Genomic DNA, 25,807 nt, shown 5'->3' with positions numbered 1-25,807 from the left:
TTGTCGACGTTGGTCGCTGGGAATTAATCCCGGGGGCACTGTTAGAATGAAAGCAAGGAGCTATAAGTCGCCCCGACAATGAACGGACCTTAAAAAGTCTATTTGTTAACGATGAGGAAACCGCTGTGTTAGAAGCTTATCGCGCACACGTCGCTGAACGTGCTGAATTGAATATTCCACCAAAGCCGCTGAATGCTGAACAGACTGCCGCTCTGGTCGAACTGCTGAAAAACCCACCGGCTGGCGAAGAAGCCACTCTGGTTGATCTGCTGGAAAACCGTATCCCTCCGGGCGTGGACGAAGCGGCTTACGTAAAAGCCGGTTTTCTGAGCGCCGTTGCCAAAGGTGAAACCTCTTCGCCGCTGGTTTCCAAAGAGAAAGCCGTACAGCTGCTGGGCATGATGCAGGGCGGTTACAACATCACCACGCTGGTTGAACTGCTGGACGACGCCGCGCTTTCTGCGCTGGCCGCTGAGCAGCTGAAGCACACCCTGCTGATGTTCGATAACTTCAACGACGTGAAAGACAAAGCCGCCGCCGGCAACGCGAACGCCAAAGCCGTGATGGAATCCTGGGCCAACGCGGAATGGTTCACCAAGCGCAACAAGGTTGCCGAATCCATCAAGATGACCGTGTTCAAAGTGACTGGCGAAACCAACACCGACGACCTGTCGCCGGCGCCGGATGCCTGGTCCCGTCCGGATATCCCGCTGCACGCCCGCGCTGCCTACAAAATGACCCGTGACGGCCTGACGCCGGAAGAGCACGGTGTTACCGGCCCGATGAAGCAGATTGATGCCATCAAAGCCAAAGGCCTGCCGGTTGCTTTCGTGGGCGACGTAGTCGGTACCGGTTCTTCCCGTAAGTCGGCCACCAACTCGGTGCTGTGGTTCTTCGGTGACGATATTCCGGGCGTGCCGAACAAGCGCGGCGGCGGTGTGTGTATCGGTTCCAAAGTCGCCCCTATCTTCTTCAACACCATGGAAGACGCCGGCGCCCTGGTATTCGAAGCCCCGGTCGACAATATGAACATGGGCGACGTGATTGAAATCCGCCCATACGAAGGCAAGATCCTGAACGAAGCTGGTACTGTTATCTCCGAATTCGCGTTCAAATCCGACGTGATTCTGGACGAAGTTCAGGCTGGCGGCCGTATCCCGCTGATCATCGGTCGCGGTCTGACCAACAAAGCGCGTGAAGCGCTGGGTCTGACGCCATCTACCGCATTCCGTCTGCCACATGACCCTGAAGCCGGCAGCAAAGGCTTTACTCTGGCGCAGAAAATGGTGGGTAAAGCCTGTGGTCTGCAGGAAGGTCAGGGCGTTCGTCCGGGCACCTACTGCGAACCTAAGATGACCACCGTGGGTTCTCAGGACACTACTGGTCCTATGACCCGTGACGAACTGAAAGACCTGGCCTGTCTGGGCTTCTCGGCCGATCTGGTGATGCAGTCGTTCTGTCACACCGCGGCGTATCCGAAGCCGGTTGACGTTGAGATGCAACACACCCTGCCTGACTTTATCCGCACCCGTGGTGGTGTGGCCCTGCGTCCGGGCGACGGCATCATCCACTCCTGGCTGAACCGTATGCTGCTGCCAGATACCGTGGGTACCGGTGGTGACTCGCACACCCGCTTCCCGCTGGGCATTTCCTTCCCGGCCGGTTCTGGTCTGGTGGCGTTCGCGGCGGCGACTGGTGTTATGCCTCTGGATATGCCGGAGTCTGTTCTGGTGCGCTTTAAAGGCAAAATGCAGCCGGGTATTACCCTGCGCGATCTGGTTCACGCCATTCCGCTGTACGGTATCAAGCAAGGCATTCTGACCGTTGAGAAGAAAGGCAAGATCAACGAATTCTCTGGCCGTATTCTGGAGATCGAAGGTCTGGAGCACCTGACGGTGGAACAGGCGTTCGAACTGTCTGACGCCTCAGCTGAACGTTCTGCCGCCGGTTGTACCGTGACCCTGTCTGAAGAGTCCGTGGCGGAATACCTGAAGTCGAACATTGTGATGCTGCGCTGGATGATCGCCGAAGGTTACGGCGACCCACGTACACTGGAGCGTCGTGCCAAAGCCATGGAAGCCTGGCTGGCGAAACCGAGCCTGATGCGCGCCGACAAAGACGCGGAATACGCGCATGTAGTCGAGATCGATCTGGCGGACATCAAAGAGCCGATCGTGTGCTGCCCGAACGACCCGGACGATGCCAAGTTCCTGTCCGAAGTGGCTGGCGACAAGGTTGACGAAGTGTTCGTTGGCTCCTGTATGACCAACATCGGTCACTTCCGCGCTGCCGGTAAACTGCTGGCCAACCACAAAGGCAGCCTGTCTACCCGCTTCTGGATGTCGCCACCGACCAAGATGGACGAAGCCCAGCTGATGGAAGAAGGCTACTTCAACATCTACGGCACCAAAGGCGTTCGTACTGAAATGCCGGGCTGCTCGCTGTGCATGGGTAACCAGGCGCGTGTGGCTCCGGGCGTAACCGTACTGTCGACCTCGACCCGTAACTTCCCTAACCGTCTGGGCGATGGTGCCAATGTGTACCTGACCTCGGCGGAACTGGCGGCTGTGGGTGCGATTCTGGGTAAACTGCCAACGCCGGCGGAATACATGGAATACGCCAACAAGCTGGACAGCATGTCGGCCGATATCTACAAGTACCTGAACTTCGACAAGATGGACGAGTACACTAAGAAAGCAGCCACCGCTGTGATCGTGTCAGACAAGTAATTAACAGCATCTGTTAGTGATAAAAAAACCCGGCAATTGCCGGGTTTTTTTATGGGGGCTTGCGGAGCGGGAAGCCGCTTCAAGCTTCAGGCAAATTACAGAATCCGCCCCAACAGCGCTTTGGCTTCGTCGATCAGCAATTGCAGATGCTCATCGCCTTTAAAGCTTTCGGCGTAAATCTTATAGATATCTTCGGTGCCGCTCGGGCGTGCCGCAAACCAACCGTCGGCGGTACACACTTTAATGCCACCAATACCGGCACCATTGCCCGGTGCTGTGGTGTGAATCGCGGTGATCGCCGAACCTGCCAGAGTGTCGTCGGTAATGTGCGCTGCGGTTAAGCCTTTAAACGCCGCTTTCTGTTCACGGGTGGCCGGCGCATCAATACGACGGTACACCGGCGTGCCGTGTTGCGCGGTCAGGCGTGCGTAATATTCGGATGGCTTAAGGCCGGTGACGGCCATAATTTCCGCCGCCAGCAGACACAGCAAGATACCGTCTTTGTCGGTACTCCAGGCCTTACCGTCCAGCGTCAGCAAGCTGGCCCCGGCGCTTTCTTCACCGCCGAAGGCCAATGAGCCATCGTGCAGGCCTTTCACAAACCATTTAAAGCCGACCGGTACTTCGTACAGATCACGGCCATGGCTTGCCACCACGCGGTCCATCATGGACGACGTCACCAGGGTTTTACCGATTTTCAGCGACGCGCTCCATTGCGGTCTGTGGGTCAGCAGGTAATCGACGCACACGCACAGATAATGGTTCGGGTTCATCAGGCCGGCGGCATCGACAATACCGTGGCGGTCGGCGTCCGGGTCGTTACCGAAGGCCAGATCAAACTGATCGCGGATATTCAGCAGGTTGGCCATTGCAGCGGTGCTGGAGCAATCCATACGGATGCGGCCATCGTGGTCCGGCGGCATAAAGGCAAAGGCCGGGTCGAGGGTTTCGTTCACCAGACTGATGTTCAGGGCTTTGTCCTGCGCCAGCGCCTGCCAGACCGGCAGACCTGTGCCACCCATAGGATCAGCACCCAGTTTCAGGCCACTGCTGCGGATGGCGTCCAGATCCACCACGCTCGCCAGTGCGCGTACGTACTCACCGACAAAATCGTAATCGCTGACCTGAGCACGGGCGTCGGCCAGACTGATGCGGCGTACATCGGCACAGGCATTCTGCAGATATTCGTTGGCGCGGCTTTCGATCCAGCCGGTCACATCGCCATCGGCCGGACCACCGTCGGTGGCGTTGTATTTAATGCCGCCATCTTCCGGCGGGTTGTGCGACGGCGTAATGATGATGCCGTCGGCCATAGCCGCAGGCTTACTGGCATTGAATTGCAGAATGGCGCGGCTGACCAGCGGCGTAGCCGTGACCAGATCGTCTTTCGACACGCGCACATCCACGCCATTGGCGACCAGCACCTGCAGCACGCTCTCCCACGCCGGGCGTGACAGTGCGTGGGTATCCTGACCGAGAAACAGCGGACCGCTGATGCCCGCCTGAGCGCGGTAGTCGGCCACCGCCTGAGCGATCGCCAGAATGTGCCCTTCGTTAAACGTGGATTTTACGGAAGACCCCCGGTGTCCCGAGGTGCCGAAAGCAACCCGTTGTCCAATCTGAGCAGCATCCGGCTGGATGGAGTAGTAAGCGTCGAGCCATGTCTGAATCACAAAAAGTCCTCTTTATTCCGTTCCACGTAACGCCTGAAAAGCGCGACAAAATACCACAAACAGGGCCGATAATCGTCAGCTGTGCCCCGCATCCGTTCGGATAAACCGCTCAAGCGAACATTTACCGGCGCAAGCTTACGACCCACGCATGAAGATTCGCTGACAGCCGGATACGCCAGCGGCAACAACCCGACAACAGCCCAGAGGCCGCTAACGTCATCACGAAACGAAAGAAACACAATTGTGAGTTATCGTCATTAATATGGCCGGAATCCCGGTTGATGGCCCCCGCCCCATTCAATACCATGGCGCCAAATTTAGACGAAAATAGGATTGCATTGTGACCCGCCCTTCCACCGCAAAAGGCTCATTACTCCTGGGGGTTATCAGCTCGCTTGCGCTGCTGGCCAACACGGTTTTTCTGGGAACCTTCCTCTACGCCTTTATTCTGCTGCGCATCATTTTGCCGGCCCGCGTTGCCGAAGTGCTGGCCAATCCGGTGATCACCCGCATCGCCACCGTGTGGGTGGGGTGCATCCTGTGGTGGATGAATCATGTGTACAAAGTGCAGTGGGACATTCAGGGTCTGAACCGCGCCGGCAAGCAGCAGTGGTTCCTGATCAACGCCAACCACCAGAGCTGGGTGGATATTTTTGTGCTGTACAACACCTACCTGGGCAAGGTGCCGCTGCTGAAGTTCTTTATTAAGAAAGAACTGGCCTACGTGCCGATTGTCGGTCAGGCGTGGTGGGCGCTGGATTTTCCGTTTATGCGCCGTTACTCCAAAGAGTATCTGGCCAAGCACCCGGAAAAAGCCGGTAAAGATCTGGAAGAAACCCAGAAGGCCTGTGAGAAATTCTCGCGCATGCCAACCAGCGTGATGAACTTCCTTGAAGGCACCCGCTTCACCGAAAGCAAACACAACTACCAGCAGTCGCCGTTCAAACACCTGTTGAAACCCAAGGCCGGTGGTCTGGCGTTTGCCATTCAGGCACTGGGCGATAAATTCAGTGCCCTGACCAACGTCACCATCTACTACCCGGACGGCATTCCGACCTTCTGGGGCATGATGTGCGGTGCCTTTAAACGTTGTGTGGTGCGCATCGACGAACAACCGATTCCCGCGCATTTCAGTCAGGGCGACTATCAGACCGACGATGCCCTGCGTCTGGAAATCCAGCAGTGGGTGACCCAGCTGTGGGAAGAAAAAGATCAGCTGCTGGAAACACTGTCTGCCCGCTGAGGCAAACCGACAGCAGACAGCAGGCCTGACAAGCCACAGGCAAAAGAAGCAGTCAGCAAAAAGGGAGCGCATGCTCCCTTTTGCATTATCGGCGTCTTACACGCCGCATTAAATGCAAAATCTTCTCATTATCACAATAATCCGTTACCATCCGCGCCCTCACGACCCGCCCAGGCAACCGGCTCCGGAACATGAAATACCTGTCACCCTTACTGCAGGCTCTGGAAGAGCATGAATCTGCCCTGAGGACGTTTATCCGCACCCGCGTCAGCTGCCCGCACACCGCCGCCGACCTGTTTCAGCAGATGACCGAAAAGCTGCTGCGCAAGCGCGACAACGACAGCATCGACAATCCGCGCGCCTACCTGTATCAGACCGCCCGCAATGAGCTGATTACCCATTACCGCGGCACCCAGACCCGCGAAAGCTACGAGCAAGCCTACGCCAGCCAGCAGGAAACCGATGCCGCCGTCGATATTGAAGAGACGGTTATCGTCCGCAAGCGCATCGAAACCCTGAATCAGGCGCTGAATGAGTTGCCCCCACTGACCCGCCGCGTGTTCTGGCTGTACCGGATCGAACACAAAAAGCAGAAAGACATCGCCGCTGAGCTCGACGTCAGTCTGTCGTCGGTGGAAAAGCATCTGGCCCACGCCATGAAGCATTGCCGCCAGCGCCTGCGCCAGCCGGAGGGTCAGGAACCATGACGCATTCCACCACGCCTGCGCATAACGCCGGCCGAAACCGATCGGCGCAGCCGCCCTTACGGTCAGGAAACCCACATGTCTGAGCCCACACGGATGACGGCCCTCACCGATCTTGAGGATCAGGCATTTGCCCTGCTGATGGCCCATTGGGAAGCCGGGGATGAGGTCGCCCGCGATGCGGCGGACGCGGCGCTGAATGCGTTTGCCCTGCTGTCGACCGCACACCAGACAGCCCTGACGCGTGCGCTGGATGACTGGCGCATCATGGGCCATACCCAGATACAGCCGGCGCCGGTAACGGGCCTGAACGCCTGCATCCCGCCTGTGCCAGACGATGAGCAGCTTGGGTGTGGGTGTGGCAGTGAAGCGCGTGGGCATGGCAATGATCAGTGTGAGCAACAGGCGCCTGCACAGACGCCTGAGCGCGCGCACGCGTTGGTCCGGCTTACCACGCAGAGCGCGCCCCGGGTAAAAGTCCCTGGGCTGGCACGAACTCTGGCACTTGCCGCCTGCGCTCTGCTCTGTGCCGTGCTGACGCCCTGGCTGATCATGGACAACAGCACCCGAGCGGAAGCCCCAGCCCTGAACTGGAGCCACAGAATCAGCAGCAGCCAATACGAGCAACAGCGGCACACCCTGCCCGATGGCAGCGAGGTGGTGCTGAACTGGGCCAGTGATGTGCGCTTTGATTTCCGCGCCGACGTGCGCCATGTGTACCTGAACAAAGGCGAAGCCCTGTTCCGTGTCGCCAAAGACAAAACCCGGCCGTTTATCGTGCACTCGGGTGAGGCCAATGCCCGAGCCGTGGGGACCGAGTTCCGCGTGCGCCGCATCAACCGCAAAGAAGCCGACATCGCCGTCAGCGAAGGCATAGTCGCCGTGTCGGTTTCAGCAGCAGCCGACGCACCGCCGTCACCGCTGACCGCCAACGCCGTCACCCTGACCATGAATCAGTCGCTGCGCACCGGCAGTGCCGACTACCCGAGCATCCGCCATCAGTCGGTGGCCGAAATCACCGGCTGGACTCAGGGCCGGCTGGTGTTTGAAGAACGGCCACTGGCCGAGGTGCTGACCGAAATCAGCCGGTACACCGACTACCGCATCGTCACCGAACTGCTGCCCGACCCGCAGGCGAAAGTGTCGGCCACCTACTTTATTGCCCACACCAGCGAGGCCCTGGATTCGCTGCTGCAGCTGTTTCACCTGCAAGGGGAATTCCGCCAGAACCGCGGCGGCACTGAGCTGATTCTGCGTCCGGCGCTGGTGTTATGAAGGGCAAGCCCAGCGGTTTTGCACCGGCTGTGTAAAGGCCGGGTAAACCGCAGCAACTTCTTTTACGGGTTTTGCCCGGCTCAGACGTCTTATAGCTGACATTAAACAATCTGATTCTCATTTACTGATGAGACAGAGTATCAGCTGAAGAGGATATCCATGTTACGCACCCCGGGTTACCTGCATTACGCCGCCATTGCCGGCGCTCTGGTCTCCGTTGCCGCCGTCAGCGCCCTACCGGTTCTGGCCGACGATGCCGTTGCCGCCGCCACGGAGCACGCTCAGCCATTCACGCTTGATATCGCCGCCCAGTCGCTGGCGAAATCCCTGACCGCTCTGGCCACGGCCACCGGCACCCAGATCAGCGCCAGCAGCAGCGTGCTGGATACACTGTCGGGACCGGCGCTGAAGGGAGAGTTCAGCATCGAACAGGCGCTGTCAGCATTGCTGAACGGCACAGGTCTGGTGGCGGTGGCCGCCGGTCCGCACTCGTACATTATTCAGGCGGAAAAAAGCGCCACTGCCGTGCAGCTCGACAATCAGGCGGTGTACGGCAGCTATCTGCCACGCGAACAGCTGAACTCGGCCACCGGTCTTGGCCTGAAGCCGCAGGAAACCCCACAGTCGGTGACCATTTTCACCGCCCAGCGCATTGAAGATCAGTCACTGAGCACCGTCGCTCAGGCCGTGACCAGCGCCACCGGCGTTACCACTCAGGAACTGGACGATGTGCGTAACACCTTTATGTCGCGCGGCTACGAGGTGACCAACTATCAGGTCGACGGCGTGCCGCTGTCCTGGTCGCTGGCCGGTGACTCAGGCGAAACCATCGCCGATGTATCCCTGTATGAGCGTATCGAAATTGTCCGCGGTGCCACCGGTTTGCTGACCGGCGCCGGTGACCCGTCTGCGTCCATCAACTTAGTGCGCAAACGTGCCGACAGCCGCGAACTGACCGGCAAGGTCAGCGTCAGCGCCGGTAACTGGGAACAGAAAAGCGTACAGGCCGATGTTGGCTCGGGCCTGAATGAATCGGGTTCCGTGCGTGGACGCGTGGTCGCCAAATACAGCGAGAAAGAATCTTTTCAGGATCTGTATAAAGACGACCGCACCGTGCTCTACACGGTTGTGGAAGCGGATTTGTCCGACAACACCCAGCTGCGTGCCGGCGTCAGCTACGACGAAAATAATCCGAGCGGCGTGAGCTGGGGCTCGCTGCCGGCCTGGTACTCCGACGGCAGCAAAGCCGACTGGGACGTGAGCAAAACCACCTCCGCCGACTGGACCCACTGGGAAACCACAGGCACCAATTATTTTGCCAGTCTCGACCACACGCTGGATAACGGCTGGCTGGTGTCCGCCAATTACAACCGTCTGGTGTACACCCAGGCGACCAAACTGCTGTATCTGTATGGCAGCGTCGATAAAGACACCGGCGAAGGTCTCTACACCTGGCCGATCAACAGCTACGGCGTAAGCGTGCAGAACAGCCTCGACCTGCATCTGACCGGTGATTTCACCGCCTTTGGACAGGTGCATGAATTTACCCTCGGTGCCCTGCAGTCGAAACAGAACGCCAACACCAAAGAGTACGCCGAGCTGAGCTACCCGGCGTCCGGCAATTTTTATGAGTGGGACGGTTCTGTCGCTGAACCGGCGTGGGACACCACCGCCACCACCAACGTCGATATGGAAACCACGCAAACCGGTATTTACGCCGCCACCCGCCTGAGCCTGAGCGATGAACTGAAAGTCATTGCCGGCGCCCGTGTGTCGAGCTGGAACCGTGAAGGTTACAACTATGGCGACGTCGATTTTGGTGACAATAACGTACTGGTGCCGTACATCGGCGCGCTTTACGACCTGAACGAAAACCACCGCATTTACCTGAGCCACACCGGTATTTTTAATCCGCAGAGCGAACGTGATGTGAATGGCGACACCCTCGACCCGACTCAGGGTTCAACCGAAGAACTGGGTCTGAAAAGCAGCTTCCTGAACGACACTCTGCAAACCAGCGTGGCGCTGTTTTACACCCGTCAGGACAATCTGGCGCTGGCGACCGGTGAAACCGTTAACGGCAATCCGACCGAACAGGCGTACGCCGGTGATCTGTCGACCAGCAGCAAAGGCTTTGAATTTGAAGTGGTCGGCGAGCCCGCCGATGGCTGGAATTTAAACCTGGGCTTTACCCGTTTTATTGCTGAAGACGAAAATGGCGACGCCATTAATACCGAACACGCCAACATGCTGGCCAACCTGTTCAGCACCTACGAAATGGGCAAAATGACGCTCGGTGGCGGTGTCGACTGGCAGGGTAAAACCTACGGTGACGGTGGCAGCGACCAGCTGGTACAGGGCAGCTTTGCGCTGGTGAATCTGATGGGTCGCTACCAGTTTAATCCGGCATTTTCCGCGCAGGTTAACCTGAACAATCTGCTGGACGAAAAGTATTACAGCCAGATCGGCTTTTACAGCCAGTACCGTTACGGCGCGCCGCGTAACGGCAGCCTGAGCCTGAACTACGCCTTCTGATGCGCACGGCCGCCGTTCTGCGGCGGCCAACATAACAACGAGAACCACGCATGCGACCGCTATTCGTAAAACTGCACCGCTGGGCCGGCCTGACCACCGCGGTTTTTCTGTTGATCACTGGCCTGACCGGTGCCGTGATTTCCTGGGATCACGAACTGGATGATCTGCTCAACCGTCATTTATTCGAAGCGCACAGTGTTGGCACACCGCAGCCGGTCAACGATCTGATCGCGCAGGTGGAACGTCAGTTTCCAACCATGCAGGTGCTGTATTTTCCGACGCACACCGAAGCCGGCCATGCGCTCGAACTCTATATGCAGCCGCGCCTGAATCCGGCAACCGGCGAGCCGTTTGCCGAAGAATTTAATCAGCTGTTTGTCGACCCCGTGAGTGGCGATATTCTCGGCCATCGTACCTGGGGGGCCGTATGGCCCATCAGCCGTGAAAATGCCGTGTCGTTTTTGTACAAATTGCATTACAGCCTGCACTTTCCGACCATCGCCGGCACGGATCAATGGGGCGTATGGCTGTTAGGCATTATTGCCCTGATCTGGACGCTGGATTCGTTTTTTGGCCTGATTCTGACCTTGCCGAAACGCATGAAAAAAACCACCGTCGTGAGAAAGAGCTTCTTCGCGCGCTGGGCACCGCACTGGAAAATCCGCTGGAATAAAAGCGCTTACAAACTCAATTTCGATCTGCATCAGGCCGTCAGCCTGTGGACCTGGGGTTTATTGCTGATCATTGCCTTCACCGCGTTTTCGCTGAATCTGTACCGCGAAGTGTTTTTCCCGGTCATGTCGGCGGTGTCCGACGTCACGCCGACACCTTACGATACGCGCCCGTTTACGCCACTGGCGGATATCGAACAGCCAACACTGACAATACCCGACGCCATGGCGATTGCGCAGGACAAAGCCACAAGCATGGGATGGAGCGAGCCTCTTGGAGCCGTGTTCTATGCGCGAAATTTCGGATTGTATGACTTTAAATTCTTCAATCCGGAAGAGGATCACGGCGCCGGTGGCGGCGGTCATAAAACCCTGTTTATCGATGTGCAGTCGGGAGAATTACTCGGTCAGCGTCTGCCGTGGACCGGCACTGCCGCCGATCTATTTGTACAGGCACAATTCCCGCTGCATTCCGGCCGCATTTTAGGTCTGCCGGGGCGCATTCTGATTTCCGTGATGGGTCTGGTCGTGGCCATGCTGTCGGTGACCGGCGTGATTATCTGGTGGCGTAAGCACCGGGCGCGCCGGCTGAAAGCGGCCAAAGACCTGATGGTGCCGGCAGCGCTTAAGACACTGGTATAAAACGGCCGTCTTATCTTTTCTGAACAGGCCGCGCCTGTTCAGAAAGTCCGCTGAAACGCCCGATATTCCCTCAGCAAACAGTCTCATAACAGCAACAATTTGTACCATTCGGTGTACAATCCTGTTTCCGAACGAGTCTTGTTCTTATCCATTTATTACGCACGATGCCGACACCACAATTTATTCCCGTTACCCCTGCCCTGCTCCATCCCCGTTACTGGCCAGCCTGGATCATCGTTTTTCTGATGTGGTGCGTGTCCTGGATTCCGCTCAGAACCGCCGATCGTCTGGCGGTAAAGATCGGGCGCGTGATGAGCCGTAAACTCAAAAGCCGCACCCGGGTCAGCCGTAAAAATCTTCAGGCCTGTTTTCCAGGCATGCCAGCCGCCGACATCGACGCGCTGGTTGAGCAGAACATGATTGAGATGTGCAAAGGCATGCTGGAAGCGCCGTTCGCCTGGTGGCGTGACGTTGCTCCGGTGGCGGCCAACGCCAGTGTTATCGGGCTGGATAAACTGCTGGCGGCGCAGGCCAAAGGCAGCGGCGTACTGATCATGGGTGGCCACTTTGCTGCGGTTGATATGATTCTGGCGATCTTTGCCGACCGCGTCGCCCGCGATTACGAACTGGGCTACATGTACCGCCCGCACGATAATCCGGTGATCGACCGCACCATTGCCAACGGCCGCCACCGCCATCACGTGCGCGGTTTTACCAAGCATCAGTTAAAAGACATGGTGCAGTATCTGAAAGATGGCGGCATGGCCTGGTACGGCTGTGACCAGAACTTCAATAAATCGGATTTGTTTGCGCCGTTTTTCGGCGTGCCGGCCGCAAACCTGTCGACGCCCAGCTGGATCGTAAAAGAGAGCGGCGCGGCCGTGGTGTTTATGCGTATGCACCGGCTGCCCGACGGCAATTACGAATACGAATTCAGCGATGAATTACCGCCGTTTGGTGACGATCCGCAACAAGATTGCGAATGCTGGAACGGTGAACTGGAGAAAGCCATTCTGAAATACCCGGCGCAGTATTTCTGGATTCATAAGCGCTTTAAAAAGCGCCCGAAAGGCATGCCGGAATTTTACTGAGCGGCCCGGCTTGGAATCTGGGTTTCCTTTCAGCTCTTAACTGCTCAGATCTTAACTGCTCTGATCAAAACAGCGCGCAAAAAAAACGGGAGCCAAGGCTCCCGTTTTTTATACCTGCCGATTATTCTGCAGCAGGTTTGGCTTTTTCACGCAGCTTGATGTGCAGTTCGCGCAGCTGGGTGTTGCTCACTTCGCCCGGAGCCTGAGTCATGACACAAGCGGCAGACTGAGTTTTCGGGAAGGCAATCACTTCACGGATAGATTGAGCGCCGGTCATCAGCATGATCAGACGATCCAGACCGAAGGCCAGACCACCGTGTGGTGGCGCACCGAATTTCAGGGCGTCGAGCAGGAAGCCGAATTTCTCACGCTGTTCTTCGGCAGAAATGCCCAGCGCGCGGAATACTTCCTGCTGCATGTCCTGGTCGTGAATACGGATGGAACCACCGCCCAGCTCAACGCCGTTCAGTACCATGTCGTAAGCGCGGGACAGCGCGTTCAGCGGTTCTTTCGCCATCACTTCCGGAGAGCAGATTGGCGCGGTGAACGGGTGGTGCAGAGAGGTGATGCTGCCGTCGTCGTTCTCTTCGAACATCGGGAAGTCCACTACCCACAGAGCAGCCCATTCGCTGGTGTACATGTTCAGGTCGGCAGCGATGCGGCAGCGCAGTGCGCCCAGTGCATCACAAACGATCTTGGTTTTGTCAGCACCGAAGAACACGATGTCGCCGTTTTTGGCGCCCAGTTTTTCCATGATCTTCAGGGTGTTGTCGTCGCCGATGAACTTGATGATCGGAGACTGCAGACCTTCAACGCCTTTTTCCAGCTCGTTGACTTTGATCCACGCCAGACCTTTTGCGCCGTAAATAGACACAAACTGGGTGTATTCGTCGATCTGCTTACGGGACAGTTCAGCACCGCCCGGTACTTTCAGTGCAGCCACGCGGCACTTAGGATCTTTGGCCGGGCCAGAGAACACTTTGAAATCGATGTCCTGCAGGAATTCGGCAACGTCGATGATTTCCATCGGGATACGCATATCCGGCTTGTCAGAACCGTAACGGTTCATGGCTTCGGAATATGGCATACGCGGGAAGCTGCCCAGATCCACACCCAGCTCCTGCTGGAAGATCTCTTTGATCATGCCCTGCGCGATACCCATGATGTCTTCTTCATTAATGAAGGAGGCTTCGATATCGATCTGGGTGAATTCTGGCTGACGGTCAGCACGCAGGTCTTCGTCGCGGAAGCACTTGGCGATCTGGTAGTAACGGTCGAAGCCGGACACCATCAGCAGCTGTTTGAACAGCTGTGGTGACTGTGGCAGCGCGAAGAAAGAACCTTCGTGGGTACGGCTTGGTACCAGATAGTCACGGGCGCCTTCCGGGGTAGCACGGGTCAGGATCGGGGTTTCGAAATCCCAGAAACCGTTGGCTTCCAGGTAACGACGCACATGGGAAGTTACCTTAGAGCGGAAGCGCAGCTTTTCCTGCATTTCCGGACGACGCAGGTCCATGAAGCGGTACTTCAGACGCACTTCCTCGCCCACGTCGGCATAGCCGTCCAGCGGGAACGGAGGGGTAGCGGCTTTGTTGTGCACGCTGATCTGCTTGCCCAGCACTTCGATCATGCCGGTCTTCATATTGGCGTTGGTGGTGCCAGCAGGACGGCCACGTACACGGCCGGTGATCTCAACTACGAACTCAGAACGCACGCTGTCGGCGGTGGCGAAGGCTTCCGGGGTATCCGGATCGAATACCACCTGCACCATGCCTTCACGGTCACGTACGTCGAGGAAAATAACACCACCGTGGTCGCGGCGACGGTGCACCCAGCCACAGAAGGTTACGGTTTGGTCAATCAAGGTTTCGTTGATATCACCACAGTAATGTGTGCGCATCGCTTGGTCCTGCATCTCAATTCGTCAATGATGTGCGGCGGGCCGTCGTCACGGCGCCTCGGATAAAAGGCGGGCATTATAGCGGAAGTTACCCGGCGTCCGATACCGTCGCAGCACCCGTCACGCTGATTTCGTCACAAATCCACCTTGAGACTGCGCCCCATGCCGGTAGGCTCCCTGGCCTGATAACAACAAACCAGCCGGAGTGAAGGCATGCAGTCGTTCAAAGAGAAAGTGGTGGTGATCACCGGAGCCGGATCCGGCATTGGCCGGGCGCTGGCCCAGCAACTGAGTCGCGAAGACGCTCATCTGGCGCTGTCCGATATCAATCTGGCCGGCCTTGAGCAGACCCGCGCCACCCTTACCGGCGACGGCAAGGTTACCCTCGCCACCCTGAACGTCGCCGACCGCGACGCGTTCCGCCGCTACGCCCAGATGGTCATCGCCGATTTTGGACAGGTGGATGCGGTCATCAACAACGCCGGGGTTGCGCTGTCCGAAACCGTGGCCAACATGACCTACGACGATATGGAGTGGATCGTGAACATCAACTTCTGGGGCGTGGTGTACGGCACCAAAGAATTCCTGCCGCATCTGCTGACCCGCCCGCAGGCGGCCATCGTGAACGTGTCCAGCATCTTCGGCATTATTGCCCTGCCCACTCAGGCGGCCTATAACGCCACCAAATTTGCGGTACGGGGTTTTACCGAGTCGCTGCGCCAGGAGCTGAAAGACACCCCGGTTTTTGTCACCACCGTTCATCCGGGTGGCATCAAAACCAACATAGTGCGCAACGGCCGTATGAAAACCTCGATGACAGGTCCGAAGGATCTCGCTCAACAGGCGGCGGATTTTGAAAAGATGGCGCGTACCACGCCCGAACAGGCGGCCGGCATCATTATTGACGGCATTCGCGCCGGCCGACGCCGCATTCTGATCGGCTCAGATGCGCGCCTGATGGACCGTCTGCAACGCCTGTTGCCAATCCGTTATTCCGATGTTTTCGGCTGGATTCTCCGACGCATGTCATGAAAGCTCACTGCAGAGCCCCTATTTTCGTATAAAAACCCTTAAAAACAGGGGTGGCACGCTTGCCACCCCTGATTTTTTGCATAAGAATCAGACGGCTCTCTGAATCAGTAACAGCGCGCCCGACGCTGTACAGAGCAGCCCGACAACCGGAACAACAACACCATAAGGATCCCACTATGGCTGCACCAAAAGCACCGGCCGCTAAAGCCAAAACTCCAGCAAAAAAAGCACCCGCTAAAGCCGCCGCGCCAAAAGCGGCTGCAAAAGCCACCAAAGCACCTGCTGTGAAAAAAGCACCGGTAAAAGCCGCTGCCAAAGCAGCTCCGAAAGCCGCCGCGAAAAAAGCGCCAGCCAAAGCCGCTGCACCGAAAGCCGCTGCTAAAGCTGCTCCTAAGGCTGCACCAAAAGCCGCTGCGGTTGCTAAAGCACCGGTAAGCAAAACCACCGCTATTACCGAAAAGCTGACCAAAACCCAGCTGCTGAACGAAATTGCAGAAAACACCGGTCTGGCCCGCAAAGACGTAAACACTGTGATGGAAGAACTGTCTGCAGTGATCGAACGTCACCTGAAAAAGCGTGCCGTTGGTGAATTCACCCTGCCAGGTCTGCTGAAAATCAAGACCGTTAAGAAGCCAGCACAGAAAGCCCGTAAAGGCGTGCCTAACCCATTCCGTCCAGGCGAAACCATGGACGTACCGGCTAAGCCTGCATCGGTAAAAGTGAAAGTTCTGGCTCTGAAAAAACTGAAAGAAATGGCTGAATAAGCCTTTTTGCAGTCATAGTAAGCGGCCTGTCCGGTTTCCGGCGGGCCGTTTTTTTTGGCTCCGCATTATGAGTACGTTAATTTCCCTGCTGCAGGACGTCAGCCGCTGCGACCTGTGCGCCAGCCAGTTACCCCTTGGCCCGCGCCCTGTGGTGCGCATCGGTCACGACGCCCGCATTCTGATCATAGGACAGGCACCCGGCACCCGAGTGCACGCCTCGGGCATTCCCTGGGACGATGCCAGCGGAAAACGCCTGCGCCAGTGGCTCGGGGTCAGCGACGCTGTATTTTACGACACGCGCCACTTTGCCATTATGCCCATGGGCTTCTGTTATCCGGGCAAAGGCAAAAGCGGTGACCTGCCCCCCAGACCCGAATGCGCGCCCCAATGGCACGAGCGGCTGATGCAGCACATGCCGCATCTGCAGCTGATTCTGCTGATCGGTCAGTACGCGCAGAATTACTATCTGAAAGCCCATGGTCTGACGAGCGGGCCGCTGGCCAGCCTCACCGAGCGGGTGCGTGACCCGCAAGCGATACCCTCCCCCTATTTTGTTCTGCCTCACCCATCGCCACGCAATCAGTTATGGCTGGCAAAAAATCCCTGGTTTGAGCAGGATATTCTGCCGTCGTTAAAAAGGCGGGTGCAGCATCTGCTCGCGCAACAAGCCGGACACTCGGGAACGGAAGACAATGAATAACAAGAAAAAGACGATCTCGCCTGTGCACACACGCCTGCGTCATCTGCACGTCTTACTGGCTTTTTCTGCATTACTGCCGCTGTTGCCCTGGATTATCCGCCAGGGAAAACACGTGCGTAAAACCGCCTTGCGACTGCCGGAAGCCAGCGGTCCGCGCAGCGGCCGATTGCAAGACAAACCATCGGTACAGCCACTGACGCTGTTCCATATTGGTGAAAGCACGGTCGCCGGTGTCGGCGCTGAGACGATCGATCAGGGATTAACCCACGCCCTGGTCAGCGCCAGCGAAACGCTGACAGGCTGGACCATTGAAGGCCACAACGGCTGGAAAGCCTGTGATTTCAGTGCCGGAAATCTGCCCGAACTGAGCGAACCGGGCGAGCCTTATGTGCTGCTGATTACCCTGGGCGTGAACGACACCACAGGATTTACGTCGCTGAAACGCTGGCGCGACGATCTGGACGCACTGGTCAGCCGCTGTCCAAACGCACAGGCTGTCTTTTTTACTCAGGTGCCCGACATGGCGCAATTTCCGGCCTTGCCGGCACCGCTGCGGAATTTTCTTGGATTACGGGCAACCCAGCTGAATCTGGTTTTACAGACGCACTGTGCCCGGCGCGGATGGCACTGGCTGCAGAGCCAGGCGCAGGTACCGGCCGACTGGATGGCGGCCGACGGCTATCATCCGAATGCCAGTGGATATCGTGAATGGGGCATTGTGCTGGCCGATGCCATCGACCCGATTCTGAAGCGGAGCCTGCCTCTGCGGTCGCGGCAAAAGACCCGCTGACCACAGCGCAGAAAATACATCGGGAAAAAACTCACGTAAAAAGCGGCTGTTACCCGTTACCTGTTACCAGCTGTCACGCAGTCGGCGCAGTGCACGGAAAACATCGCGGTCGCTTTGCCCCAGATCGGGAAAATCGGCCAGCAATTGTGCTCGCACGGCCGCTTCGTGCAGGCGTAAAAACGGATTGTACGTACGCTCCTGCCCTAAGGTCATCACCGGCATATCGTCGGCGTCGGTGGCAGAAACCTGATCGGCCCAGTAACCAGCCATGGCATTGCCCGGGTCGCGGTTCAGGGCAAACGCCAGATTGGTTTTCATATAATCGTGGCCGGGATACAACAGGGTGTCGTCGGCCAGCGGCTGCAATTGCGACACAAAAGTATCGTACAGCTCATCGACATTGCCGCCGTTGCGGCAATTACCCGCAGCGGCATTAAACAGGGTATCGCCGGAAAATAACGCCGCCACCGGATTAAACGCCGAGGGCTCTGCCAGCAGGCACAAGTGCCCCGGTGTATGTCCCGGTGTATACAACACCTTTAACCGGATACTGCCCAGTTCAACCACATCCCCCGCCACCAATGCCCGTGCCTGCGCCGGAATTTTGCCCATGGCGCTGGCATGGGCCCACACAGGCGCTCCGGTGGCAGCCTGCACCGCCGGATTGCCTTCAATGTGGTCGTGGTGTTCGTGGGTGTTGACGATCAGCCGGATATCCAGCCCGTGCTCCGCCGCCAGGGCCAGCATCTGCTCACCGTCGAGCGGGTCGAGCGCAATGGCCTGACGGGTTTCTTCACAGCCGATCAGGTAATTAAAATTACGCAGGCCGTTGTGCATAAAGCGTCGGATCACCAGCATAGGGATTACCAGTAAACGTAATTTTCGGCGTCGTCTTCGCCGTGCAGATCAGCGACAAAATGACTGGAAAACAGGCTTTTCAGTTCGTGCACACGCGTCTCCAGCGCATCCGGTGCGTACGGCACCGCCGGGCTGTGGCCCCACACCGGACCTGGCCAGGCCGGGTCGCCCTGATAGCGGGCAATATGGTGTACATGCAGTTGCGCAACCACGTTACCGAGCGCGGCCACGTTCATGGATTTGGCAGCGAAATGATCGGCCATTTTTTCCAGAACCCAGGTGGATTCTTTCGCCAGCTGCGCCTGATCGTCGGCCGACAGATGGTAGATTTCAAACACGTCGTTACGGGCCGGTACCAGAATAACCCAAGGGTAGCGGCTGTCGTTCATCAGCAGCACCTGACACAAAGGCAGACGGCCAATCAGGGTGGTATCGGATTGCAGGCGTGGATCAAGACGGAACATAATTCTCTCCGGTTATACAGCTATGGCTTCATGATAGGCCGAAGGCGTTACAAGGTCACGGGGCAGCAATGGATACACGCACAGACGGACTGACGATTGCTCGCAGCATACACGACATCCCCGCCAACCACTGGCAGGCGTTATACGACCCATGCGCCGGGGGCTACCCCTTCCTCGACCGGCGTTTTCTCGCGGCACTGGAAGACAGCGACTGCATCGGCACACAGCCCGGCCACCCGAGCGGCTGGGAAGTGCATTATCTGGTCAGTAGCGGCGCTGTCAGTGGTGGTGCTGTCAGTAGCGGCACTGTAAATAGTGGCGCTGTAAATAGTGGCGCTGTAAATAGTGGCGCTGTAAATAGTGGCGCTGTAAATAGTGGCGCTGTAAATAGTGGCGCTGTAAATAGTGGCGCTGTAAATAGTGGCGCTGTAAATAGTGGCGCTGTGCCGCACACCATTATTCCCTGCTATATCAAAACCCACAGTTATGGCGAATACGTCTTTGACTGGCAGTGGGCCGAGGCTTACGAAAAGTACGGTCTGAATTATTACCCGAAATTACTCTGGGCAGTGCCCTTTACCCCGGCAACAGGCCCGCGCCTGCTGAGCATAAAGACGCGTCCCGGCGACTGGTTTGACGCGCTCAGCGAGCACTGTCTGACGCAGGGTTTGTCGGGCTGGCATCTGAATTTTCCCAACCCAAACGCCATCGCAGGCGAACCGGTTCAACCGGCGCCCGCCCTGCGCTCGGGTTGTCAGTTTCACTGGCATAACCGCCAGTACAGCAGCTTTGACGATTACCTGAATCACTTTGTCAGCCGTAAACGCAAAAGCCTGAAAAAAGAACGGCAGAAAATCGCCGGGCAAGGTCTGACACTGACCCGTAAAACCGGTAACGACATCAGCGAAGCAGATATACGCCAGTTTTTTCAGTGTTATCTGAACACCTACCGCAGCCGCCGTTCGTACCCGTATCTGAACGAAGCCTTTTTTCAGCAACTGCGCGCCAGCATGGCGGAAAAAATGCTATTGGTCAGTGCCAGCTACAAGGGCAGTCCGGTGGCCAGTGCCCTGTTCTTTTTCGACGAGAGCACGCTGTATGGCCGCTATTGGGGGTGTCTGGATGAATTTGATGCCCTGCATTTTGAGGCCTGTTACTACCAGGGCATCGAGTTCTGCATTGAACGCAAATTACAGCGCTTTGACCCGGGAACTCAGGGTGAACATAAAATCGCCCGCGGCTTTGAACCGGTCAGCACCGTCAGCCTGCACTGGCTGGCGCATCCGGGGTTTCATCAGGCGGTGAAGGAGTTTGTGCAGGAAGAAGCCGCGCATATGCAGCGTTATCAGCAAGAGGCTGCCAGCCTGCTGCCGTTTCACCGGGAATAACCGCTGGCCTGTGAAGCGACCCGGTTTCAAACCTGTGATGTCTGTGACGCGCTTTTTATTTCGGTGTTTTTATTTCGGCGCCTTGTATTAATCCGGGACTTTCTTTAAACCCGGAGCTTTCTTCAAATCCGGGACTTTCTTCAAATCAGGGACCTTGGGCAATCCAAACGGACTTGGGCGGAAACTGGCGTACAGCGCCAGCCGCTCACTGCCCGCCACAGCATCACCCCGGCAGTGCCAGCCAAAAACATCGGCAATCACCAGCGTATTTTCCGGCACACACACAGCTTCCGGCACCCGACCGTACTGAGCCTGCACCTCGGCTTCGGCAGCGCGGAACGCACCGCCCAGATTCTGTGCGGATGCCTGAACCGATTTCCGGTATTCCCACGCCCAGCGGTTGCGGTTCAATTTGTGAGTGCCTTTGCCGTAATAAAACGGCCCGTGCGCGGCGCTCACCTCCGACAGGCTGAACCAGAGTTTGGTGGCGGAATGAAAGGTATCGCGGTGAATCCGGCGCTGACTGTCCGCAAGCGCATGTTCATCGCCATGAATCAGGCGGTACAACTGAAAACGCGTGGCATTAAATACCGAGCCTGCGGCATAACGCACAATGCGTTTCAGACGTGGATTCTGCACAAACAGATTCAACTCGGCATCGTTCAGATCGAGATCGTAAAACCGGTTCAGGGTGCCGCCATCGCAGCGGTCAAAACCCCAGGCATAGCCGTGGGGTTTACCGAACCCCGCTTCCTGATAATCAGGCACCGGGTCCTGAGTATCCGCCTGACGCTGAATGGCCAGAGCCCGCGCTTTGACCCGCGCAAATTCATCGGCCGGAAGAAAATTCTCAATCACCAGCACACCATCGCGGGCCAGAATTTTCTGATCCTGCGTGCGGCCAATGCCATTCACCAGCAGCCGGCGCAGACGCAGCATAAGGGCGGCTAATCCGATCCGAGCCAGATGCAGACCCGCGCGGTTAGCCGCCGGATGACCGATTGGATTTTGTGCAAAGGATTTCTGCGCAGTAAAGACCTGCCACATCACTGGGTTCCCAACCAAAAGAGTCCATTATCGCAAACCCGGCAGGCGCACCGGGAAAGGGGCAGATAGTACCCACTGGCGGGACACAGTGAAAGAAAGCTGAGCTGAAAGAACGCGGAAAGCAGACATCGGTCAGCAGAAAGCCCCTCAACTGAGCGCACTCAGCGAAGGGCCGGCTCAGATATGTGAGCTGGCTCAGGCCAGAGCCAGCCCCATTCAACTCAGGGACGAATCAGACGGAACGTCTGGTTGTCGCCCACGGCAGACGACGCCGCACTGACGCCCGCACCGCCGCCGAAATCGGCGCGCACATAGCGGCCATTGTCGGCCAGCAGGGCCACCCGGTTGTTACCAAGATCAACCAGCGTGAACGCCGCTGCAGCACTGTTCAGATCGTGCCCTGTGGTCAGGGTGCCGACCAGATAGGAATCCAGTCCGACGTAACTGCCGTCACGCGCTTTCAGGGCAATCCTGCCGTCGCCACGCACCTGCGGAATAAAACTTTCCCAGGTTCCGACCTGCGACGAGCCTGCGGAAATAAAGCTGCCGCCGCCACTCATGGCACGCAGAAAATGACCGTTGCTGGTCTGCAGATGCACTACGTCGCCTGCGAACGGAAATTCGTTGCGCACAGTCTGGCTGGCATCAAAGCGGAACAGGCCTTCGGCGGCATAGTGGTCGGAAAGATCCCATTCGCCCCACAGGCTGTCAGTGATCACCCGTGGCGCAAAAATGCGCTGACTGGCCGCCAGTGGCGCCTGATTCACACGGCTGAACAAGGTGTAATCCAGATATTCGAGGTAGGGTTTTTCGGCCCAGTGGTTGGTGTCAGAATCAAAACTCAGGGCATGACCCAGATTCTGTGGTTCGGTGGCATTCAGCAGGGTTTCCATGCGGTCACGGTCGCCCGGCAGGCCAATTTTATTGATGTTGTAATCCCCCGCCATCAGCACAGGTTCCGACGCCGGTAAATTCAGACGCTGAATAAATTGCCCCATTTCTGCCAGCTGAGCCAGTCGCGCCTGACGGTTGACGTCGTCATCCGACGACTGGGTATGGGTAGCGAACAGGTTATAGGCCTTACCCAGTTTATTAATTCGCGCATAAATCACGCCGCGTGTCGCCGCGCACTGAATACCGTCGCAGGCGTCGTAGGCGTACGAATCTTCACGCTCGATCGGCCAGCGCGACAGAATGCGCGTGCCGGACGGCATTAATTTACCGGCTTTAAAAATATCGCCGGTCTGGTACGGATATTCCGCCCGCAGGGCGTCGAGCAATTCATTGGACGGCAAGGCGTCAAACACTTCGGTCAGCACCAGTGCGTCGTAACCGGCCATCACCGCCGGCATTTCTGCCAGACGGGTGTCGACCTTCTGCGAACCGTAAATGGTGGTCGCCCAGATGTTGTAACCCAGCAGAGCAAACTCACCGGCGTCCTGTTGCCGCGGCTGTGCGCGCAGCGGTTGCAACACATAGGTCAGGCGGCCGCCTGCGTCGGTGTCTTCACCTTTCACGGCAACACGGGCCGGAGCCGCACCGAAATTCACGGTTTGCTGGTGCAGATTGCCATCGCTGAACGATGGCAAAGTCCAGCCGGTGCCGTGCGCCGAGAACGACAGCGACAGACCGTCGAGGGTCTGCTCCAGCGTCAGTCCGTCAGCGGCGCCCTGCAAATGTAATTGCACCGTCTGCTCAGCCGCCGCGCTGCGCTCAAGGCGGGTCAGCGTGCGGGTGGCCAGTGGCGGAATATCGGCGCTGAGCAGTTCGCCGTCGCCCGCCAGCGAAACGGTGAGCGTCTGATCTGTGCTGTTGGTGAACACCAGCTCAGTCGTTAATACGCTGGGCGGTTGCGACATGGCCGATACATCAGCCGCCAGCAGCAGGCAGGCACTGGCCAGCAGTGTTTTCGTCCGGTTTTTTTTTATGAAACCCGCACGCGGGTGCAGAGAAATCGGAGACATAGTGAGAATCCATTATTGTTATTGTGACTGCCGCGCAAAGACGGACAGTAAGCAGCAAGCCTACCTGAGCACAGCGCCCCTTTCAGGGACCAAAACGGACAAGCGGGAGACCAAACAGGACAGTGGCGCAAATAAATAAAAAGGCCCGGCGGACCGGGCAAAGCTGTTGCGATTACGCTCGGGAAGCAACAGGAGGTTGGGCCACGGCAGCGGCCCGGGAGAGTAGAAAAGGCAGGCTGTTAACGTCCCGCAGGCTTATTTCAGACCATCGAGATATTCCGGCAGGAACAGGCTGATCTGCGGCACAAAGGTAATTACCAGCAGACACACCAGCATCAGCAGCAACCACGGCATACAGGCCTTAATCGCCCAACCGATGGATTTACCGGTAATGCCTGCGGTCACGAACAGGTTAAGACCCACAGGCGGCGTCAGCATGCCCAGCTCCATGTTCACCACCATGATGATGCCCAGATGAATCGGGTCAATGCCCAGCTGGGTGGCAATCGGCAGCAGAATCGGCGCCATGATCAGCAGAATTGCCGATGGCTCCATAAAGTTACCGGCCATCAGCAACAGCAGGTTCATCACAATCAGGAAGCCCCACGCCGGCAGGCCCCAGTCAACAATGGTGGCGGCCAGATGATGCGGAATCTGTTCCGAGGTCAGCACATGGGCGAACAACATGGCATTGGCAATAATAAACAGCAGCGTCACGCTGACCCGCGCCGCATCACGCACCACGGCGACTACGTCCGGATCGCGCACCGACGCCACAATGCCGTACGGCAGCACCACGATATTGCGCACAGTGGCCAGCAGCAGATGCTCGCCGTCTTTGCGCCAGGGAGTGTTTTTTAACGGACCAATATCACGGTAGCCCCACACCGCGACCAAAAAACCATACACAGCGGCCACCGCAGCGGCTTCGGTCGGACTGGCCACACCACCGTAAATGGTACCCAGTACCAGCAGAATCAGCAGAATACCGCCCGAGGCACTGAAAGCCGTGGACAGAATTTTACGCACACCGGCAAAGGGTTCGGCCGGCAAGTTTTTACGGCGCGCCACCACGTAAATGGTGATCATCAGCACCAGACCGATCAGGATGCCGGGCACAAAACCGGCCATGAACATGCGGCTGGCCGACACTTCGGTGGCGGCGGAATACACCAGCATCACAATCGACGGCGGAATCAGAATCCCCAGAGTACCGGCGGTGGACACCGCACCGGCCGCAAACGACAGCGGATAACCCGCACGCACCATACCGGCCAGCACAATCGAGCCCACCGCCGCTACGGTGGCCGGTGACGAACCGGAAACCGCAGCAAACAGCATACAGGCCAGCACAGAGGCCATCGCCAGACCACCGCGCACGTGACCGATGGAGGCCACGGCAAAATCAATCAGACGACGCGCCACACCACCGGACGATAAAAACGCCGACGACAGAATAAAAAATGGAATTGCGAGCAAGGTGTAGTGTTCAGACACCGCTTCAAATAATTTCAGCGAAATCGACGCCATCGAGTCGTTGGTGAACAACAGAATGGCGGTGATGGAGGAAAAACCCAGCGCAAAGGCAATCGGCAGACCGATGGCCATGCACACGAACAACAGAACAAATAACGTCAGGGCGGCCATTATGCTTTCTCTCCACGGGAGCTGGCGGAATCGTCGGCGCGGTCGAAGGCGCTGTCGCGGTGATCCATATCAAAGCGGGAAGCGTTGTCATCTTCGAAGGTAACTTCGCGGTGTTGGTGGAAACTGTCGGCCTCGCCTTTCCACACCTCCCATGCCAGTTCCAGCAGGCGCAGCGCCAGCATAAAGAAGCCGAACAACAGCCCCGAAACGGCCATCCATTTCGGCAGCGCAATGTCTTCCAGCGGAATGCCGATCATTTTTAATTTGCTCACGTAGACCCATGAGCTGTAACCAAACATGCCGCTGTAAACCAGCGCGACAGCAATTGAGAATAAAACCACCCATCGACGCACCGGCGCCGGCATGCGGTCGAGCAAGGCATCAACACAGATATGGGATTTTTCGCGCACCGCCCAGGCACAGCCCAGCAGCACCATCCACGCCGACATTAACAGCGTCGCTTCCTGCGCCCAGTGAATACCTGTGTTAAACACGAAGCGGGCAATAACTTCGGCAAAGACCAGCAGAGTAATCAGCACCAGCAGTTTGCCGATGATGATGTCCTCCAGACGGTTAATGGTTCTGATCATGAGCGATCCTCTTTATTGTTGTCGTTATCGGAATCCGGTGGGGGGATTACGCCACACGGACCGGACGGGGGTTATCCGCCCCACAGAGCAAAGGCAGTGC

At 57.5% G+C, this 25,807-nt stretch carries 20 protein-coding genes; 12 read left to right on the top strand and 8 right to left on the bottom strand.

All coding sequences use genetic code 11. The annotated features are described in order from the left end of the window. The first annotated feature begins 125 nt into the window (after positions 1 to 125). Complete coding sequence (gene acnB / locus ACQUQU_RS05300) at positions 126 to 2,729, top strand: bifunctional aconitate hydratase 2/2-methylisocitrate dehydratase (protein WP_430462211.1); 2,604 nt, start codon at positions 126 to 128, stop codon at positions 2,727 to 2,729. Between the two features lie 95 nt (positions 2,730 to 2,824). On the opposite strand, the gene pgm is transcribed toward acnB, so the two are convergent. Then, the gene (gene pgm / locus ACQUQU_RS05295; protein WP_430462210.1) at positions 2,825 to 4,402 is read right to left on the bottom strand and encodes a phosphoglucomutase (alpha-D-glucose-1,6-bisphosphate-dependent); all 1,578 of its coding nucleotides are present in this window, start codon (positions 4,400 to 4,402) and stop codon (positions 2,825 to 2,827) included. Between the two features lie 340 nt (positions 4,403 to 4,742). Here pgm and ACQUQU_RS05290 point away from each other — a divergent pair, with 340 nt between their 5' ends. The 6 genes from ACQUQU_RS05290 (at position 4,743) to ACQUQU_RS05265 (ending at position 12,563) form a co-directional block, all read left to right on the top strand. Beyond that, on the top strand, positions 4,743 to 5,645 hold the full coding sequence (locus tag ACQUQU_RS05290; RefSeq protein ID WP_430462209.1) for an acyltransferase: 903 nt from the start codon (positions 4,743 to 4,745) through the stop codon (positions 5,643 to 5,645). Between the two features lie 191 nt (positions 5,646 to 5,836). Next, complete coding sequence (locus ACQUQU_RS05285; RefSeq protein ID WP_430462208.1) at positions 5,837 to 6,352, top strand: RNA polymerase sigma factor; 516 nt, start codon at positions 5,837 to 5,839, stop codon at positions 6,350 to 6,352. 75 nt (positions 6,353 to 6,427) lie between these two features. Beyond that, a complete protein-coding gene (locus tag ACQUQU_RS05280; RefSeq protein WP_430462207.1) occupies positions 6,428 to 7,624 on the top strand; it encodes a FecR family protein in 1,197 nt (398 codons plus the stop codon). Positions 7,625 to 7,783: 159 nt separating this feature from the next. Continuing rightward, a complete protein-coding gene (locus tag ACQUQU_RS05275; RefSeq protein ID WP_430462206.1) occupies positions 7,784 to 10,159 on the top strand; it encodes a TonB-dependent siderophore receptor in 2,376 nt (791 codons plus the stop codon). Positions 10,160 to 10,209: 50 nt separating this feature from the next. Next, positions 10,210 to 11,472, top strand: coding sequence for a PepSY-associated TM helix domain-containing protein (locus ACQUQU_RS05270; protein ID WP_430462205.1), 1,263 nt, complete (start codon positions 10,210 to 10,212; stop codon positions 11,470 to 11,472). 254 nt (positions 11,473 to 11,726) lie between these two features. Next, positions 11,727 to 12,563, top strand: coding sequence for a lysophospholipid acyltransferase family protein (locus tag ACQUQU_RS05265; RefSeq protein WP_430462204.1), 837 nt, complete (start codon positions 11,727 to 11,729; stop codon positions 12,561 to 12,563). Between the two features lie 121 nt (positions 12,564 to 12,684). Here ACQUQU_RS05265 and aspS read toward each other — a convergent pair whose 3' ends face one another. Next, positions 12,685 to 14,463, bottom strand: a complete 1,779-nt coding sequence (gene aspS, locus ACQUQU_RS05260; protein WP_430462203.1) for an aspartate--tRNA ligase — start codon at positions 14,461 to 14,463, stop codon at positions 12,685 to 12,687. Positions 14,464 to 14,676: 213 nt separating this feature from the next. Here aspS and ACQUQU_RS05255 point away from each other — a divergent pair, with 213 nt between their 5' ends. From ACQUQU_RS05255 to ACQUQU_RS05240, 4 genes are all read left to right on the top strand, one after another. Next, positions 14,677 to 15,495 (top strand): SDR family NAD(P)-dependent oxidoreductase, encoded by an 819-nt coding sequence (locus tag ACQUQU_RS05255; RefSeq protein ID WP_430462202.1) that lies wholly within the window; start codon positions 14,677 to 14,679, stop codon positions 15,493 to 15,495. A 176-nt stretch (positions 15,496 to 15,671) separates the two neighbouring features. Beyond that, the gene (locus ACQUQU_RS05250) at positions 15,672 to 16,259 is read left to right on the top strand and encodes an HU family DNA-binding protein (RefSeq protein WP_430462201.1); all 588 of its coding nucleotides are present in this window, start codon (positions 15,672 to 15,674) and stop codon (positions 16,257 to 16,259) included. Positions 16,260 to 16,326: 67 nt separating this feature from the next. Beyond that, positions 16,327 to 16,959 carry a uracil-DNA glycosylase family protein gene (locus ACQUQU_RS05245; protein ID WP_430462200.1) on the top strand — a complete coding sequence of 211 codons (633 nt, stop codon included), beginning with the start codon at positions 16,327 to 16,329 and terminating at the stop codon, positions 16,957 to 16,959. After that, positions 16,952 to 17,749: an SGNH/GDSL hydrolase family protein gene (locus ACQUQU_RS05240; protein WP_430462199.1), complete on the top strand. Its 798-nt coding sequence runs from the start codon at positions 16,952 to 16,954 to the stop codon at positions 17,747 to 17,749. Before ACQUQU_RS05245 ends, ACQUQU_RS05240 begins: the two co-directional genes overlap by 8 nt. A gap of 63 nt (positions 17,750 to 17,812) precedes the next feature. Here ACQUQU_RS05240 and ACQUQU_RS05235 read toward each other — a convergent pair whose 3' ends face one another. Both ACQUQU_RS05235 and ACQUQU_RS05230 read right to left on the bottom strand, forming a co-directional pair. Continuing rightward, on the bottom strand, positions 17,813 to 18,607 hold the full coding sequence (locus ACQUQU_RS05235) for a hydroxyacylglutathione hydrolase (protein WP_430462198.1): 795 nt from the start codon (positions 18,605 to 18,607) through the stop codon (positions 17,813 to 17,815). 5 nt (positions 18,608 to 18,612) lie between these two features. Further along, positions 18,613 to 19,071, bottom strand: coding sequence for an HIT domain-containing protein (locus tag ACQUQU_RS05230; RefSeq protein WP_430462197.1), 459 nt, complete (start codon positions 19,069 to 19,071; stop codon positions 18,613 to 18,615). Positions 19,072 to 19,139: 68 nt separating this feature from the next. Here ACQUQU_RS05230 and ACQUQU_RS05225 point away from each other — a divergent pair, with 68 nt between their 5' ends. After that, on the top strand, positions 19,140 to 20,459 hold the full coding sequence (locus ACQUQU_RS05225) for a GNAT family N-acetyltransferase (RefSeq protein ID WP_430462196.1): 1,320 nt from the start codon (positions 19,140 to 19,142) through the stop codon (positions 20,457 to 20,459). An 87-nt stretch (positions 20,460 to 20,546) separates the two neighbouring features. On the opposite strand, the gene ACQUQU_RS05220 is transcribed toward ACQUQU_RS05225, so the two are convergent. The 4 genes from ACQUQU_RS05220 to ACQUQU_RS05205 form a co-directional block, all read right to left on the bottom strand. Next, on the bottom strand, positions 20,547 to 21,506 hold the full coding sequence (locus tag ACQUQU_RS05220) for a phytanoyl-CoA dioxygenase family protein (RefSeq protein ID WP_430462195.1): 960 nt from the start codon (positions 21,504 to 21,506) through the stop codon (positions 20,547 to 20,549). Positions 21,507 to 21,727: 221 nt separating this feature from the next. Beyond that, the gene (locus ACQUQU_RS05215; protein WP_430462194.1) at positions 21,728 to 23,470 is read right to left on the bottom strand and encodes an endonuclease/exonuclease/phosphatase family protein; all 1,743 of its coding nucleotides are present in this window, start codon (positions 23,468 to 23,470) and stop codon (positions 21,728 to 21,730) included. Between the two features lie 255 nt (positions 23,471 to 23,725). Then, the gene (locus ACQUQU_RS05210) at positions 23,726 to 25,117 is read right to left on the bottom strand and encodes a TRAP transporter large permease (protein WP_430462193.1); all 1,392 of its coding nucleotides are present in this window, start codon (positions 25,115 to 25,117) and stop codon (positions 23,726 to 23,728) included. Continuing rightward, the gene (locus tag ACQUQU_RS05205) at positions 25,117 to 25,707 is read right to left on the bottom strand and encodes a TRAP transporter small permease (RefSeq protein WP_430462192.1); all 591 of its coding nucleotides are present in this window, start codon (positions 25,705 to 25,707) and stop codon (positions 25,117 to 25,119) included. The genes ACQUQU_RS05210 and ACQUQU_RS05205 overlap by 1 nt, the downstream gene beginning before the upstream one ends. Between the last annotated feature and the right edge of the window lie 100 nt (positions 25,708 to 25,807).

Source organism: Thalassolituus sp. LLYu03 (assembly GCF_050507655.1).
Taxonomy (GTDB): domain Bacteria; phylum Pseudomonadota; class Gammaproteobacteria; order Pseudomonadales; family Oceanobacteraceae; genus Venatoribacter.
This window is presented reverse-complemented; position numbering and strand designations above follow the sequence as displayed.

What these genes read in the sequence shown, in the direction of transcription:
- ACQUQU_RS05250 (WP_430462201.1), top strand. Translation starts at nt 15,672, where the DNA reads ATGGCTGCACCAAAAGCACCGGCCGCTAAAGCCAAAACTCCAGCAAAA.
- ACQUQU_RS05240 (WP_430462199.1), top strand. Translation starts at nt 16,952, where the DNA reads ATGAATAACAAGAAAAAGACGATCTCGCCTGTGCACACACGCCTGCGT.
- aspS (WP_430462203.1), bottom strand. Translation starts at nt 14,463, where the DNA reads ATGCGCACACATTACTGTGGTGATATCAACGAAACCTTGATTGACCAA.
- ACQUQU_RS05270 (WP_430462205.1), top strand. Translation starts at nt 10,210, where the DNA reads ATGCGACCGCTATTCGTAAAACTGCACCGCTGGGCCGGCCTGACCACC.
- ACQUQU_RS05235 (WP_430462198.1), bottom strand. Translation starts at nt 18,607, where the DNA reads ATGCTGGTGATCCGACGCTTTATGCACAACGGCCTGCGTAATTTTAAT.
- ACQUQU_RS05230 (WP_430462197.1), bottom strand. Translation starts at nt 19,071, where the DNA reads ATGTTCCGTCTTGATCCACGCCTGCAATCCGATACCACCCTGATTGGC.
- ACQUQU_RS05220 (WP_430462195.1), bottom strand. Translation starts at nt 21,506, where the DNA reads ATGTGGCAGGTCTTTACTGCGCAGAAATCCTTTGCACAAAATCCAATC.
- ACQUQU_RS05255 (WP_430462202.1), top strand. Translation starts at nt 14,677, where the DNA reads ATGCAGTCGTTCAAAGAGAAAGTGGTGGTGATCACCGGAGCCGGATCC.
- ACQUQU_RS05205 (WP_430462192.1), bottom strand. Translation starts at nt 25,707, where the DNA reads ATGATCAGAACCATTAACCGTCTGGAGGACATCATCATCGGCAAACTG.
- ACQUQU_RS05210 (WP_430462193.1), bottom strand. Translation starts at nt 25,117, where the DNA reads ATGGCCGCCCTGACGTTATTTGTTCTGTTGTTCGTGTGCATGGCCATC.
- ACQUQU_RS05285 (WP_430462208.1), top strand. Translation starts at nt 5,837, where the DNA reads ATGAAATACCTGTCACCCTTACTGCAGGCTCTGGAAGAGCATGAATCT.
- ACQUQU_RS05245 (WP_430462200.1), top strand. Translation starts at nt 16,327, where the DNA reads ATGAGTACGTTAATTTCCCTGCTGCAGGACGTCAGCCGCTGCGACCTG.
- ACQUQU_RS05225 (WP_430462196.1), top strand. Translation starts at nt 19,140, where the DNA reads ATGGATACACGCACAGACGGACTGACGATTGCTCGCAGCATACACGAC.
- ACQUQU_RS05275 (WP_430462206.1), top strand. Translation starts at nt 7,784, where the DNA reads ATGTTACGCACCCCGGGTTACCTGCATTACGCCGCCATTGCCGGCGCT.
- ACQUQU_RS05280 (WP_430462207.1), top strand. Translation starts at nt 6,428, where the DNA reads ATGTCTGAGCCCACACGGATGACGGCCCTCACCGATCTTGAGGATCAG.
- ACQUQU_RS05215 (WP_430462194.1), bottom strand. Translation starts at nt 23,470, where the DNA reads ATGTCTCCGATTTCTCTGCACCCGCGTGCGGGTTTCATAAAAAAAAAC.